A 12,816-nucleotide genomic window follows, 5' to 3' on the forward strand; every position below is an offset into this window, starting at 1 on the left:
GGCGGGACAGCACCCCCCTCTGGCCTGCCGGCCATCTCCCCCTCAAGGGGGGAGATTGGATATCAGGCCCGCTTTCGCCAATCTCCAACATCGCAGGGAGAGCCGTGGCAGCGAAGCCGCCAATCGCCCCCCTAGAGGGGGAGATGTCCAGCAGGACAGAGGGGGGCGCCGTGGAGCGCCAGGGCCGGAGAATTGTGGAGGCAGCAATGCCTGACCGTTCCTTCCTCTCCTGGCCGTTCTTCGAGGATCGCCACCGCGATCTGGCGGAGCGGCTGGAGGCATGGTGCGCCAAGAACCTGCCGGTCGCGCATCACGATGTCGACGCCGCCTGCCGCGAGCTGGTGGCCAAGCTCGGCCGGGACGGCTGGCTGAAGCCGACGGCGCTCGACACCGAAAACCCCTCACCGCTCGACGTGCGCACGCTCTGCCTCACGCGCGAGACGCTGGCCCGGCATGATGGGCTGGCCGATTTCGCCTTCGCCATGCAAGGGCTCGGCACTGGCGCGCTCAGCCTGTTCGGCTCGCCCGACCAGCAGCACTGGCTGGCGAAGACACGGGCCGGCAAGGCGATTTCGGCTTTCGCGCTGTCGGAGCCGCGCTCGGGCTCGGACGTTGCCAATATGGAAATGACCGCCGCGCGTGACGGCGACAGCTATCTCCTATCCGGCGAAAAGACCTGGATCTCCAACGGCGGTATCGCTGACTTTTATGTTGTCTTTGCCCGTACCGGCGAGGCGCCCGGCGCCAAGGGGCTTTCCGCCTTTGTCGTGCCTTCCGAAACCGAGAGGCTGATCGTTGCCGAGCGGCTGGAGGTGATTGCGCCGCACCCGCTCGCCCGGCTGTCCTTCGACAATGCACGCATTCCAGCCTCGGCGCTGATCGGCAGACCCGGGGACGGTTTTCGCATCGCCATGTCCGTGCTCGACGTGTTCCGTTCGACCGTCGGCGCAGCGGCGCTCGGCTTTGCCCGGCGCGCGCTGGACGAAAGCATCACAAGAGTGGCCGAGCGCAGGCTGTTCGGTGCGCCGATGGCCGAGCTGCAGATGGTGCAGGGCCACATCGCCGACATGGCGCTGGATGTCGATGCCGCCGCGTTGCTGGTCTATCGTGCCGCCTGGACCAAGGACATGGGCGCGGCTCGGGTTACCTGCGAAGCCGCCATGGCCAAGCTGTTCGCTACCGACAAAGCGCAGGAGGTGATCGACAGGGCTGTGCAGCTGCATGGCGGCGACGGCGTCCGCAAGGGCCATATCGTCGAAAGCCTGTATCGCGAGATCCGGGCGCTGCGCATCTACGAGGGAGCGTCCGATGTGCAGAAGGTGGTGATTGCACGGCAAGTGATGGGAGCGGCCTGAGACGGGAGTTTGCGTGAAATTATTGTCTTCGAGTTTTGAGCGACCGGATTTGAGCATTGGGAGGTTTTGACATGCACACCATCCTGCAGCCGGAAGGCTGGGCGAAACCCGTCGGCTACGCCAATGGCGTCGCCGCGCGTGGGCAGCTTGTCTTCGTCGGCGGGCAGGTCGGCTGGAACGGACAGGGCCGCTTCGAGACCGATGATCTTGTCGGCCAGGTGCGGCAGACGCTGGCCAATATTGTTGCTGTGCTCGCCGAGGCCGACGCCAAGCCGCAACATATCACCTCGATGACCTGGTACTTTACCGACAAGGCGGAATATTTGGCCAATCTCAAGGGGATCGGCGAGGTCTATCGCGAGGTGATCGGCCGGCATTTTCCGGCGATGGCCGCCATGCAGGTGATGGCGCTGGTCGAGGATCGCGCCAAGGTTGAGATCCAGGCCACGGCGGTTATTCCGGAGTGACGGCAACACGCGGCAATTTTTTAAGCTTAAAACTTTCGCCTTGAAAAGCGCGGTACTTTGGATAGCATTCGATGTCTTGCGACTGCCGTGCCGGGAGGGCTTTCCGGCAGTCCCGTCACTTGACGCATCAAAACCGTGCGGGGCCAAACCCGTCCGATCACAACCAGAGGGAACGAAAATGAACTTCACCCGTCGCAACCTGCTGCTTCTTGCTGCTGCCATCGGCATCGCCGGCGGCCCGGCCTACGCCGAAGGCACGCTCAATGTCGGCGCCTATCCGACCAATCCGCCTTTTGAATACAAGAACGAGAGCGGCACGTTCGAGGGTTTCGAAGTCGACATCATCAATGAGGCGGCAAAGCGTATCGGCATGACCACCGATATCGCCGATCTCGGTTTCCAGGCGCTGTTCGCCGCCACCACCTCGAAGCGCATCGACGTCGCCATCTCGTCGATCACCATCACGCCGGAGCGGCTGAAGTCTCAGTCATTCACGCAGCCCTACTATGATTCCGACATGGGCATCGCCGCGAAGGCCGACAGCCCGATCAAGGCCGAGGCCGACCTCAAGGGCAAGATCGTCGGCGTGCTGTCCGGCTCGACCGGCGAAGCCTGGGTCAAGGCCCACCAGGAAGCGGACGGGTTCAGTGACGTCAAGGGCTACGACACGCAGCAGAACTTGCTGCTCGATCTCAGCTCCGGCCGCGTCGATGCGGCGGTCAGCGATATTCCGGGCCTGGAATATTCTTTCACCAGGATGAAGGATCTCGCCGTAAAAGAGCGCATCAAGACCGGCGAGCAGTACGGTCTGATGATGACCAAGGACCACCCGCTGCTCGGTAAGCTGAACGACGCGCTGACCGCGATGAAGAAGGACGGCACGCTGGCCGCGATCCACAAGAAGTGGTTCGGCAGCGACGCACCTGCCGATTCCTCGACCGTCAAGGAAATTCCTATGCCGAAGGCCTGAGCGGCAGTTCACGCTTAAATGTCGTGCCGGCTTTCGATGCCGGCACGATTCGGATTTCGGGCTCGGGCTCGAGCGTCGCGGGACGCCAAACGTTTCGGAAATGCTGCGATGTCGCTGCTGGACACCTTCTTCAACGCCGACGTCATGGTCTCCAGCCTGCCGGCGCTGCTGCGCGGTTTCCTGAACACCCTGCTGCTCGGAATCATGAGCATCGGCATCGGTATTCCCGTCGGCCTCGCGATCAGCCTGGTGCGGCTCTATGCGCCAAAACCGCTTCGGCTGCTGGCTGTCGGCTACATTGACATTTTCCGAGCGATGCCGGTGCTGGTCGTGCTGATCCTGATCTACTATGCGCTGCCGTTCCTCGGCATTCGCCTGTCATCGTGGACGTCCGCGGTGATGGCCTTCGCCATCATCATGGCGGCCTATTCGGCCGAGGTGTTCCGCTCCGGTATAGAGAGCATTCCGCGCGGCCAGTTCGAGGCGGCGCAGGCGCTCGGCCTGCCGTTCTTGCTGACCTTGCGCAAGGTAGTGCTGCCGCAGGCGATCCGCGTCGTCATTCCGCCAATGACCAGCAATTGCGTTTCGATGTTCAAGGATACTTCGCTCGCTTCCACCGTGGCGCTGCCCGAACTGCTGAAAGAAGCGACCAACGCGCAATCGCTCTATGCCAATCCTTCACCGCTGATCGGCGCGGCGCTGGTCTATCTCATCTTTCTCTGGCCGATGGTCCGTCTCGTCAGCCTCCTTGAACGCCGCTTTCAAACCGAAAAGACCCGCTAATCTGTCAGCGCACTTCGCAGGAGACGACCTTGAACCAGCATCAGATTTCGAAAACCGGCGATGTCGCAGCTTTCCCGGTCGAGACGATCCGCGCCATGTTTCCCGCCTTGCAGCAAGCCGGGGACTTCGTCTTCATGGACAATGCCGCCGGCGCGCAGATCCCGCAAAGCGTGCTCGATGCGGTCACCAACCATTTGGTCGCGCATAATGTGCAGCGCGGCGGCCGCTATGGCCGCAGCGTCACCGTCGACCAAGCCGTCGCCGGCGCTCGCGAAAGCGTGGCCTTGCTGATCAACGCCACCAACCCGGCGGAGATCTGTTTCGGCATGAACGCCACTTCGTTCATCCGCCTGGTCAGCCTCGGCATCGGCCAGATGCTTTCCGAGCGCCCAAACGGGGAGCGTGACGAGATAGTCATCACCGACATGGATCACGACGCCAATATCGCGACGTGGCTGGCGCTGGCGCCCGCCGGCGCCAAGTTCAAATGGTGGCGGATGCGCGACGACGGCAATCTGCATGTCGACGATTTGCGCCCGCTGGTCTCAGAGCGCACCCGGCTCGTCGCCTGCACGGTAACGGCGCATTCGATCGGCTCGATTGTCGACGTTGCCTCCGTGGCTGCGATTGCGCATGCGGCAGGCGCCGAAGTGTTCCTCGACTGCGTGCATTACGGGCCGCACGGGCTGATCGATGTGCAGGCCTGGGATTGCGACTATCTCGTCTGCTCCGGCTACAAGAATTTCTCGCCGCATATGGGCTTCCTGTGGGGCCGCTTCGAAACACTGAAGCGCTTGCCGACCTTCCGCGAGGATTTCATCCCCGACGAGCCGCCCCACAAAATCGAAGCCGGCACGTTCATCTACGAGAACGTCTCCGGCATGGATGCCGCGGTGCGTTACCTCGAATCGATCGGCCGCAATTTCTTGTCCGAGAATAACCGGTCGCGCCGCGACAACATCGTCGCCGGCATGAATGCAATCCGCGACTACGAACAGGTGCTGGCGCGCGAAATGCTGGCGGTGCTCAAAGATTGCGGCGCGACGATCTACGGCGTGGCCGAAGAGGCACGCCTCAGCGAGCGCGTGCCGACCTTCTGCTTCAATGTCGGCACGCTGTCGCCGCAGAGGATCGTCGAGGAAATGGCCGAGATGCAGATCGGCATTCGCGACGGCCACATGTATGCGCCGCGTCTGATGAAGCGGCTCAACCTCGGCATGGACAGCGGCGCCGTGCGCGCCTCGCTGGTGCATTACAATACGATCGAGGAAGTCCGGCGCTTCGGCGAGGCGCTGCGCACCATCATCGCCCGGCTGTCCTGATCGGAGTGGGCGGCGGCGCCGGCGCGATCCTCGTGAAGCGCAAAGGCGGTCGCACCCGGGTTCTCCAAGCCGGGGCGCAATTGCATGCTTGGGATCAAGTAATCGCCGCCATTCTGCTGCCGATAACGAATGGGCCGGATTGTCTCGAGCGTTCGCATCCTTTCGCGCAGTCGCTCCGCGACAGGCTCGAAATCCGCCTCCCCGAAACGGTCCACCCTGTAAACCACGAACGGCGGAAGCACGTCGTAGCCCGGATAGTATAGAATCCCGTGATTGATCGGGAACAGCAGGTCGTCGATCGGGCCGTTGACGCCGCGGGCGGAGTAATGCTCTTCCCAGCCGCCTGCGGTCACGATCAGCATTGCGCGCTTGCCGGCGAGCGTTCCCTCACCAAAGCGGTCACCCCACCGCTTGTCGCTGTGCTCGCCAACGCCATAGGCGAAGCCGTAGGCGTACCCGCGATCGACCCAGCCCTTGAGGATCGCCGGCATGGCGTACCACCACAGCGGGAACTGGAGGATCAGGGTGTCGGCCCATAGCAGCTTGTCGATCTCGGCTTTGACGTCATCGGTCAGAGTGTTGGTCGCAAAAGCCTTTTTGGAGGCGCCGGCCGGCAGGAAGCGTGCTTCGGGCGGCCACGACGGAAAGTCGGCACGGTCCACCTCGGCTTTCCAGCCGTCGGCATAGAGGTCCGACACCCGCACCTCGTGGCCTTGGGCCTCGAGTTCCCTGATGGCGACGTCGCGCAGCGCGCCGTTGAGCGAACGCGGTTCAGGATGAGCAAAAACAAGCAGGACTTTCATGGGTCTACTCCGAAGAAGGACGATAGACACCAAAGGTAGCCAGCCGCGGAATGATCCGCTATATGTAGGAAATGTATAAGATAATGCCGAATAATGGATAGATCGGACGTCACTCTCGAGCGCATGCGCACCTTCGTTCGCGTCGCCGAGCGCGGCAGCCTCTCGGCGGTGGCGCGCGAGCTCGGAGTTGGGCAGTCGACGGTCACACGGCATTTGCGAGAACTCGAGGAGGCCGTCGGAGTGCCCTTGCTCAGCAGGACCACCCGGCGTGTGACGATGACTGATGAAGGCAGCCGTTACTATACCGACAGCGTCCAGGTCCTGCGCCTCGTTGAGCAGGCCGGCGATGAGGCGCGGGGCACGCGCGGCGCGTCGGCCGGCACGATCCGGATATCCTGCACGGCGGCGCTCGGGGTCTTGCACGTCAGCCGGCTGATCTTCGCCTTTCAGGACCGCTATCCCGATATCGGCATCGATCTTAGCCTCACCGACGAGCGCATCGATCTTGTGCGGGAGGGCGTCGACATTGCGCTTCGCCTGGGTCCGCTCACCGACAGCTCAATGAAACTGCGGGCGCTCGGGCAATCCCGGCGTCTGCTGGTGGCGGCGCCGGCCTATCTGGCGGCGCGGGGCAGACCGGCTGTCCCGCAGGATCTGCCTGGCCATGAAGGCATCCGGATGTCGAACATCGCAGGAAGCGACACACTCGCCCTGCAGGGGCCGGTCGGCAAACGCTTTGCGGTGCCCTTTGGCGGTCGATTTCGCGTCGACCATGGGCTTGCCGCGCGCGAAGCCATTGTCGCCGGGCGCGGTATCGCACCCGCCCACCATTGGCTTGTCGACGATCTCCTGGCGGCCGGCCGGCTGGAAGTGGTCCTGCCGGGCTATTTTCCGCCTCCCGTCCCGCTGAGCATGCTGATCGTTCCGGAGCGTGCGGGCATTGCCCGGGTGCGGCTGCTGGTCGACTTTCTCGCCGAGCAGATCTCCGGCATTCCGGGGATCGAGAAGCGGTAGCCGGCCGGCAAACCTCGCCGGATCAGGCGGCCTTCTTCTTCGCCAAACGTGCCTTGATGCTGGCAACGTCGGCACGTGGCGTCGCAGCGAACAGCGTCCTGGTGTAGCTGTGTTTGGGGTCGGCGAAGACCTCGTCGCGCGAGCCGTATTCGACCGCTTCGCCGAAATACATTACCATCACGTCGTCGGCGATGTAGCGCACCACCGACAGGTCGTGGCTGATGAAAACATAGGTTAGCTGAAACTCGTCCTGCAGGTCGGCGAGCAGGTTCAGCACCTGCGCCTGCACCGAAAGATCAAGTGCCGAGACCGGCTCGTCCAGCACCAGAAGGCTGGGGTTGAGCATCAGCGCGCGGGCGATGGCGATCCGCTGGCGCTGGCCGCCCGAAAACATATGCGGGTAGCGATTAAAGTGCTCGGGGCCGAGACCGACCTTCTTTAGCATCTTCATGGCAAGATCGCGCCGTTCGTCGGCCGTGCTGTCGGTGTTGATGAGCAGCGGCTCGGCAAGCACGTCGCCGATCTTCTGGCGTGGATTGAGCGAACCATAAGGGTTTTGGAAGACGATCTGGACCTTGCGGCGCATTTCCTTCGACAGGCCGTTCCTGCCGATGTCTACCTTCTTGCCGTCGATGAAAAGCTCGCCGGAGGTCGCCGGGTCGATCAGGGTGATGATGCGGGCGAGTGTTGACTTGCCGCAGCCGCTCTCGCCGACGATGGCCAGCGTCTTGCCCTTGTCGACGCTGAACGAAACACCCTTGACCGCATGAACCGTACGGGAGGGGCGGAAAAGCCCGCCACCGACATGATAGTCGCGCACGATGTTCTTGCCTTCGACTACCGTCACGCTCATGAGGCGGTTCCTCCTGCGGACCGGGCTGCGACTACAGATGGGGCCGGCTCAAACAGCATGTCGGAAACAGTAGGCAACCGGTCGCCGACGGCGTTTTCGGGCAGCGCCGACAGGAGCGCGCGCGTGTAGTTGCTCTTGGGGGACTCGAACAGCGACAGCACGTCGGCCTCTTCCATCTTGCGGCCCTTGTACTGGACGATGACACGGTCGGCGGTCTCGGCAACCACCCCCATATTGTGGGTGATCATGATCAGGCCCATGCCATATTTGGCCTGCAGGCCGACCAGCAGATCGAGGATCTGCTTCTGGATGGTGACGTCGAGCGCCGTGGTTGGCTCGTCGGCGATCAAAAGCTTGGGATTGCAGGCGATGGCGATGGCGATCATGACGCGCTGACACTGACCACCCGACATCTGGTGCGGGAAGGAGCCCAGCCGTTCCTCGGGGTCGGCGATGCCGACCAACTTCATCAATTCGATGGCACGCGCCCGGCGCTGGGCGCGGTCCATGCCCATATGGAAGCGCAGCACCTCCTCGATCTGGAAGCCGACGGTGAAGCACGGGTTGAGGCTGGCGACCGGCTCCTGGAAGATCATCGAAATGTCCTTGCCGACGATCTTGCGCCGCTCGGATGGGCCGAGCTTGAGCAGGTCGATGCCGTCGAAGGCCATGCGGTCGGCCCTCACCGTCGCGGTGTTGGGCAAAAGCCCCATCACCGCCAGCATCGCCACGGACTTGCCCGAACCGGATTCGCCGACGATCGCCAGCACCTCACGCGGTTCGACCGACAGGTCGATGCCTTGTACCGCCATGAATGGTCCAGCGGCGGTGTCGAAGGAAACGGTCAGGTTCTGGATCTCGAGAAGAGGCATTGGATTATGACCTCTTCAGCTTGGGATCGAAGGCATCGCGCAAGCCATCGCCGATCAGATTGATGGCAAGCACAGTGATCAGGATAGCAAGGCCGGGGAAGGTCACCACCCAAGGCGCGCGCAGGATGAACTCGCGCGCCGAGGCGAGCATCGTGCCCCATTCCGGCGTCGGCGGCTGCGCACCGACACCGAGGAAGCCGAGCGCCGCAGCCTCGAGAATAGCGTTGGAGAAGGACAACGTCGCCTGCACGATCAGCGGTGCCAGGCAGTTCGGCAGGATCGTCCTCACCATCAAGCGAAGATGACCGGCACCAGCCACCTTGGCGGAGATGACATATTCGCGGTTCTTTTCGGCCATCACGGCGGCGCGGGTGAGGCGCGCAAAATGCGGCTGCAGCACCAGCGCGATCGCCAGCATGGCATTGAACAGGCCGGGGCCGAGGATCGCCACCAGCACCAGCGCCAGAAGCAGCGACGGGAAAGCCAGGATGATATCCATGATGCGCATGATCAGAGTGTCGACCCAGCCGCGGAAATAGCCGGCGAGCACGCCAAGCACGATGCCGCTGGTGAGCGAGAAGACAACGACCACCAGACCGATGAACAGCGAGAAACGCGCCCCGAAGATCAACCGTGAAAGCATGTCGCGGCCGACCGCGTCGGTGCCGAGCAGGAACATCGATTTGCCGCCTTCCTGCCAGGCAGGGGGTGCCAGCAGCGCATCGCGAAACTGCTCGTCGGGCGAATGTGGGGCGACGAACGGCGCAAAGATCGCCACCAGCACCAGCGCCGAAAACACGACAAGGCCGATGACCGCGCCGGTGTTCATCGAGAAGTAGTGCCAGAACTCGGCGAAAGCCCGTTGCCTGCCGCCTGTCGGGATGGAGGCGGCGGTAGCTTCGGCGGCGGATTCGTCGGTCATCTCACTGCACCCGGATGCGCGGATTGATGACGGCGTAGAGCACGTCGACGATCAGGTTCACCGCCATGACGATCAGCGCGATGATCAGCAATCCGCTCTGGACGACGACATAGTCGCGCTTGCCGATGGCATCGATCATCCATTTGCCGATGCCCGGCCAGGAAAAAATGGTCTCGGTCAGAATGGCGCCCGCCATCAAGGTGCCGACCTGCAGTCCAATGGTGGTGACTACCGGGATCAGCGCGTTGCGAAAAGCGTGCAGACCGATGACGCGGCGAGGCGCCAGGCCCTTGGCGCGCGCGGTGCGGACATAGTCCTCGCCCAGCACCTCGAGCATCGCCGAGCGCGTCTGGCGCGCTATGACGGCAAGCGGGATCGTCGCCAGCACGATCGACGGCAGGATCAAATGGCTGACGGCAGATTTGAAAGCGCCGCTCCTGCCGGAGATCAGGCTGTCGATGAGCATGAACCCGGTCGTCGGCCTAAAGAAATACTGCAGGCCGATGCGGCCGGAAACCGGCGTCCAGCCGAGATAGCCGGAGAAGAAGATAATGAGCAGCAACCCCCACCAGAAGATCGGCATCGAATAGCCGGTCAGCGCGACACCCATCGTAGCCTGGTCGAACCACGAGCCGCGCTTGACCGCGGCGAAGATACCGGCAGGAATGCCGAGCAGGACGGCGATGATCAACGCCACTGTCGCCAGTTCCAGCGTGGCTGGAAACAGCGCCTGGAATTCGCCGAGCACTGGCCGCTTGGTGGCAATAGATATGCCGAAATCGCCGGTCAGGACCCTGCCGATATATTCCAGGTATTGGATGACATAGGGCCGGTTGTAGCCAAACTGCTCGATGAGCTGGGCGTAGCGCTCGGGGCTGACGCCGCGCTCGCCCGCCAGGGCCAGGATAGGATCGCCGGGCAGAAGCCGGACGAAAGCAAACGCCGCCAGCGATATGCCGAACACGGTCGGGATGATCAAAGCGAGCTTGTGGAGGAGATAACGGAGCATCTTGCTTCATAGAACGGCGGCGCGGGAAGTCCAGCGCCGCCGTTCAATTTCTCAGGACTTATTCGGTGACGTCGACGCCGTCAAACCGATGAATGCCGAGCGGGTCCATAACGAAGCCCGACACCTTCTTGTTCATCGGCATGAAGACCTTGGAGTGGGCGATGGTCAGCCACGGAGCCTCACGCTTGAACACCACCTGAGCTTCCTCGTAGATCTTGGTGCGCTCGGCGACGTCCGTCGTCGCCTTGCCTTTTTTCAGCAGGGCTTCGAATTCCTGGTTGCACCAGATCGCATAATTGGACTGGCCGATGGCATCGCAACCGAGCAGGAAAAAGAAGTTGTCCGGATCGCCATTGTCACCGGTCCAGCCCAGTTGGAAGGCGCCGTCGCGATCCTTAGCCTTGCCGCGCTGGCGATACTCGGTCCATTCGTAACTGACGATCTCCGCCTTGACGCCGACGGCGGCATAGTCGGCCTGGATCAACTCGGCGACGCGCTGGGCGTTGGGGTTGTAGGGACGGCTGACCGGCATAGCCCAGATCTTCATCGACAGATCCTTGACGCCTGCATCGGCCAGCATCTTCTTGGCCGCCTCCGGATCATAGGGATCGTCCTTGATGTCCTTGTTATAGGACCACATGGTCGGCGGGATCGGGTTGATGGCCGGCGCGCCGGCGCCCTGATAGACCGCGTCGATGATCGCCTTCTTGTTTACCGCCATGTTGAGGGCCTTGCGGACCTCGACCTTGTCGAAGGGCGGCTGCGTCGTGTTGTAAGCCATGTAGCCGATGTTCAGGCCTTCCTGCTCGTCGACCTTGAGGTTCGCGTCAGCCTGCAGTCCGGCAATGTCGGCCGGCGCCGGGTATGACATGATATCGCACTCGCCCGCCTTCAGCTTCTGCGCGCGTACGGCCGGATCGGGCGTGATGGCGAAGATCAGATCGTCGATCTTCTGTCGCCCGCCATAGTAGCCGTCCCATGCTGCATAGCGCACGACCGCATCGACCTGATAGTCGACGAACTGGAACGGACCAGTGCCGACCGGCTTCTGGGTGAACTGCTGCCTGGTGCCGGCCTTGTCGAGTTGGTCGGCATATTCCTTGGAGATGATCGAGGCGAAATCCATGCCGAGGTCCGGCAGGAACGCGACTTCAGGCTTGTTCAGCACGAATTTCACCGTCAGGTCGTCGACCTTGACGATTTCCTTCAGGAGATCGGGGAAGCCCATGCCGGTGAAATATTCCCAGCCGGTGCCTTCCAGATAGCTGTACCACGGGCTTTCTTTCTTCCACTGGCGTTCGAAGGAAAAGATCACGTCGTCGGCGTTGAGGTCGCGCGTCGGCGTGAAATAATCGGTCGTCTGGAATTTCACACCCGGGCGAAGCTTGAAGGTGTATTCGAGACCGTCGTCGGAAACCGTCCAGCTCTCGGCCAGGCCGGGCGAGATGGTGGTCTTGCCATGCTCGAACTCGACCAGGCGCGAATAGATGGTGCGCGACGAGGCGTCGAAGTCGTTGCCGCCGCTCCATGGCGACGGGTCGAAGCCGGCCGGCGAAGCCTCCGAGCAATAGACCAGTTGTTTTGCATTGGCCATGCCGCCGAGGACGCTTGCAGCCAGCAACGCGGCTGCAAAAGTCAGTTTCTTTTTCATTGAGCACTCCCTGATGTTCTTCCAAGCCCCTCTATCAGGCTCGCGAAGGCCGCATATAAGCACCGTTTTTCTAGCTTTGGAACTGCTTGTTTGCCTAACCCACGGGAAGCAGAAAAAAATTCCGGCACGCGGCAAATTGTGGAAAAAACGAGCCGAATCCGCAGATCACGACATTATTAGCGACTTCAATTTTTTGTTGATCGGCGATGCCGCCAATTGTGGGAATCGAGCCGTTCGGTTCAAGAGATGCGCATCCGAAAACCGGTCGCGGCCGAGAGGTTTGACGGCAAGTCTTACCGCACTCCAGGTGGAGAGGCTTGCACGGCCGTCGCTTGTGGCAATACATAGATAGGTGGGCAGCGTGCCGGATTTTCCCACGTTCCGGACATTGCTGCAAGCGTGGGATATCGTTGTGATCAGGGCGGTGGTGGCGCGCAAGCATGCCGAAACAATAAGAACGATTGAGGGAGCGACAGGTGGCAAAACCGGCAAAGACAACCAACGCGGCGAAAGCAAAGGCCGAGGCAACATCGAAAGCAGTCAAGTCAAAAGCGGCCGCCGCCAAGCCGACGGCTACCGCGAAGGCAAGCGCGAAGCCGGCGGCGAAGACCACGGCTGGAGCGGCTGCTAAACCGGCAACCGGCAAGACGGCGCCTGCTGCAAAGTCTGCCGCCAAGCCGGCGGCGAAGGCAGTGCCGACAGCGCCACGACTGCCGGCAGGTCCGGCCAAGAGATTACCAAAGGCGATCACGTCGCTGGCCGCCGGCCTGCCGGAAAAACCGTGGCTCAAGAGTT

The 12,816-nt window shown here is 62.3% G+C and carries 13 protein-coding genes; 6 read left to right on the forward strand and 7 right to left on the reverse strand.

The window, feature by feature from the left end; translation table 11 throughout:
* Positions 1 to 206: 206 nt before the first annotated feature.
* The 5 genes from NKH41_RS00690 to NKH41_RS00710 all read left to right on the forward strand — a co-directional run bounded on the left by NKH41_RS00690 (position 207) and on the right by NKH41_RS00710 (position 4,897).
* Positions 207 to 1,355: an acyl-CoA dehydrogenase family protein gene (locus tag NKH41_RS00690; RefSeq protein WP_352769198.1), complete on the forward strand. Its 1,149-nt coding sequence runs from the start codon at positions 207 to 209 to the stop codon at positions 1,353 to 1,355.
* 71 nt (positions 1,356 to 1,426) lie between these two features.
* Positions 1,427 to 1,822, forward strand: coding sequence for a RidA family protein (locus NKH41_RS00695; protein ID WP_352540471.1), 396 nt, complete (start codon positions 1,427 to 1,429; stop codon positions 1,820 to 1,822).
* Positions 1,823 to 2,000: 178 nt separating this feature from the next.
* Positions 2,001 to 2,792 (forward strand): ABC transporter substrate-binding protein, encoded by a 792-nt coding sequence (locus tag NKH41_RS00700; RefSeq protein ID WP_352448543.1) that lies wholly within the window; start codon positions 2,001 to 2,003, stop codon positions 2,790 to 2,792.
* A gap of 108 nt (positions 2,793 to 2,900) precedes the next feature.
* Complete coding sequence (locus tag NKH41_RS00705) at positions 2,901 to 3,575, forward strand: amino acid ABC transporter permease (RefSeq protein ID WP_292656040.1); 675 nt, start codon at positions 2,901 to 2,903, stop codon at positions 3,573 to 3,575.
* Between the two features lie 29 nt (positions 3,576 to 3,604).
* Positions 3,605 to 4,897, forward strand: coding sequence for a cysteine desulfurase-like protein (locus NKH41_RS00710; protein WP_352769195.1), 1,293 nt, complete (start codon positions 3,605 to 3,607; stop codon positions 4,895 to 4,897).
* Here NKH41_RS00710 and NKH41_RS00715 read toward each other — a convergent pair.
* The gene (locus NKH41_RS00715; RefSeq protein ID WP_352769193.1) at positions 4,828 to 5,700 is read right to left on the reverse strand and encodes an NAD(P)H-dependent oxidoreductase; all 873 of its coding nucleotides are present in this window, start codon (positions 5,698 to 5,700) and stop codon (positions 4,828 to 4,830) included. The genes NKH41_RS00710 and NKH41_RS00715 overlap by 70 nt on opposite strands.
* 93 nt (positions 5,701 to 5,793) lie before the next feature.
* On the opposite strand from NKH41_RS00715, the gene NKH41_RS00720 reads away from it, so the two are divergent.
* Positions 5,794 to 6,714 carry a LysR family transcriptional regulator gene (locus NKH41_RS00720; protein ID WP_352769191.1) on the forward strand — a complete coding sequence of 307 codons (921 nt, stop codon included), beginning with the start codon at positions 5,794 to 5,796 and terminating at the stop codon, positions 6,712 to 6,714.
* Positions 6,715 to 6,736: 22 nt separating this feature from the next.
* On the opposite strand, the gene NKH41_RS00725 is transcribed toward NKH41_RS00720, so the two are convergent.
* The 6 genes from NKH41_RS00725 to NKH41_RS00750 all read right to left on the reverse strand — a co-directional run bounded on the left by NKH41_RS00725 (position 6,737) and on the right by NKH41_RS00750 (position 12,811).
* Complete coding sequence (locus NKH41_RS00725) at positions 6,737 to 7,567, reverse strand: dipeptide ABC transporter ATP-binding protein (protein WP_352448539.1); 831 nt, start codon at positions 7,565 to 7,567, stop codon at positions 6,737 to 6,739.
* Positions 7,564 to 8,439 (reverse strand): ABC transporter ATP-binding protein, encoded by an 876-nt coding sequence (locus tag NKH41_RS00730; RefSeq protein WP_352769188.1) that lies wholly within the window; start codon positions 8,437 to 8,439, stop codon positions 7,564 to 7,566. Before NKH41_RS00730 ends, NKH41_RS00725 begins: the two co-directional genes overlap by 4 nt.
* A 4-nt stretch (positions 8,440 to 8,443) precedes the next feature.
* Entirely contained in the window at positions 8,444 to 9,361 is a 918-nt protein-coding gene (locus NKH41_RS00735) for an ABC transporter permease subunit (RefSeq protein WP_023676823.1), read from the reverse strand.
* A 1-nt stretch (position 9,362) separates the two neighbouring features.
* Positions 9,363 to 10,370, reverse strand: a complete 1,008-nt coding sequence (locus NKH41_RS00740) for an ABC transporter permease subunit (RefSeq protein ID WP_023676822.1) — start codon at positions 10,368 to 10,370, stop codon at positions 9,363 to 9,365.
* A 58-nt stretch (positions 10,371 to 10,428) separates the two neighbouring features.
* Positions 10,429 to 12,021 carry an ABC transporter substrate-binding protein gene (locus tag NKH41_RS00745; RefSeq protein ID WP_352931903.1) on the reverse strand — a complete coding sequence of 531 codons (1,593 nt, stop codon included), beginning with the start codon at positions 12,019 to 12,021 and terminating at the stop codon, positions 10,429 to 10,431.
* A 94-nt stretch (positions 12,022 to 12,115) separates the two neighbouring features.
* Positions 12,116 to 12,811 carry a hypothetical protein gene (locus NKH41_RS00750; protein WP_352769185.1) on the reverse strand — a complete coding sequence of 232 codons (696 nt, stop codon included), beginning with the start codon at positions 12,809 to 12,811 and terminating at the stop codon, positions 12,116 to 12,118.
* Between the last annotated feature and the right edge of the window lie 5 nt (positions 12,812 to 12,816).

It is taken from the genome of Mesorhizobium sp. M1169 (assembly GCF_040318345.1).
In the GTDB taxonomy this organism is placed as follows: Bacteria; Pseudomonadota; Alphaproteobacteria; order Rhizobiales; family Rhizobiaceae; genus Mesorhizobium.

What these genes read in the sequence shown, in the direction of transcription:
- NKH41_RS00690 (WP_352769198.1), top strand. Translation starts at nt 207, where the DNA reads ATGCCTGACCGTTCCTTCCTCTCCTGGCCGTTCTTCGAGGATCGCCAC.
- NKH41_RS00695 (WP_352540471.1), top strand. Translation starts at nt 1,427, where the DNA reads ATGCACACCATCCTGCAGCCGGAAGGCTGGGCGAAACCCGTCGGCTAC.
- NKH41_RS00700 (WP_352448543.1), top strand. Translation starts at nt 2,001, where the DNA reads ATGAACTTCACCCGTCGCAACCTGCTGCTTCTTGCTGCTGCCATCGGC.
- NKH41_RS00705 (WP_292656040.1), top strand. Translation starts at nt 2,901, where the DNA reads ATGTCGCTGCTGGACACCTTCTTCAACGCCGACGTCATGGTCTCCAGC.
- NKH41_RS00715 (WP_352769193.1), bottom strand. Translation starts at nt 5,700, where the DNA reads ATGAAAGTCCTGCTTGTTTTTGCTCATCCTGAACCGCGTTCGCTCAAC.
- NKH41_RS00720 (WP_352769191.1), top strand. Translation starts at nt 5,794, where the DNA reads ATGGATAGATCGGACGTCACTCTCGAGCGCATGCGCACCTTCGTTCGC.
- NKH41_RS00725 (WP_352448539.1), bottom strand. Translation starts at nt 7,567, where the DNA reads ATGAGCGTGACGGTAGTCGAAGGCAAGAACATCGTGCGCGACTATCAT.
- NKH41_RS00730 (WP_352769188.1), bottom strand. Translation starts at nt 8,439, where the DNA reads ATGCCTCTTCTCGAGATCCAGAACCTGACCGTTTCCTTCGACACCGCC.
- NKH41_RS00735 (WP_023676823.1), bottom strand. Translation starts at nt 9,361, where the DNA reads ATGACCGACGAATCCGCCGCCGAAGCTACCGCCGCCTCCATCCCGACA.
- NKH41_RS00740 (WP_023676822.1), bottom strand. Translation starts at nt 10,370, where the DNA reads ATGCTCCGTTATCTCCTCCACAAGCTCGCTTTGATCATCCCGACCGTG.
- NKH41_RS00745 (WP_352931903.1), bottom strand. Translation starts at nt 12,021, where the DNA reads ATGAAAAAGAAACTGACTTTTGCAGCCGCGTTGCTGGCTGCAAGCGTC.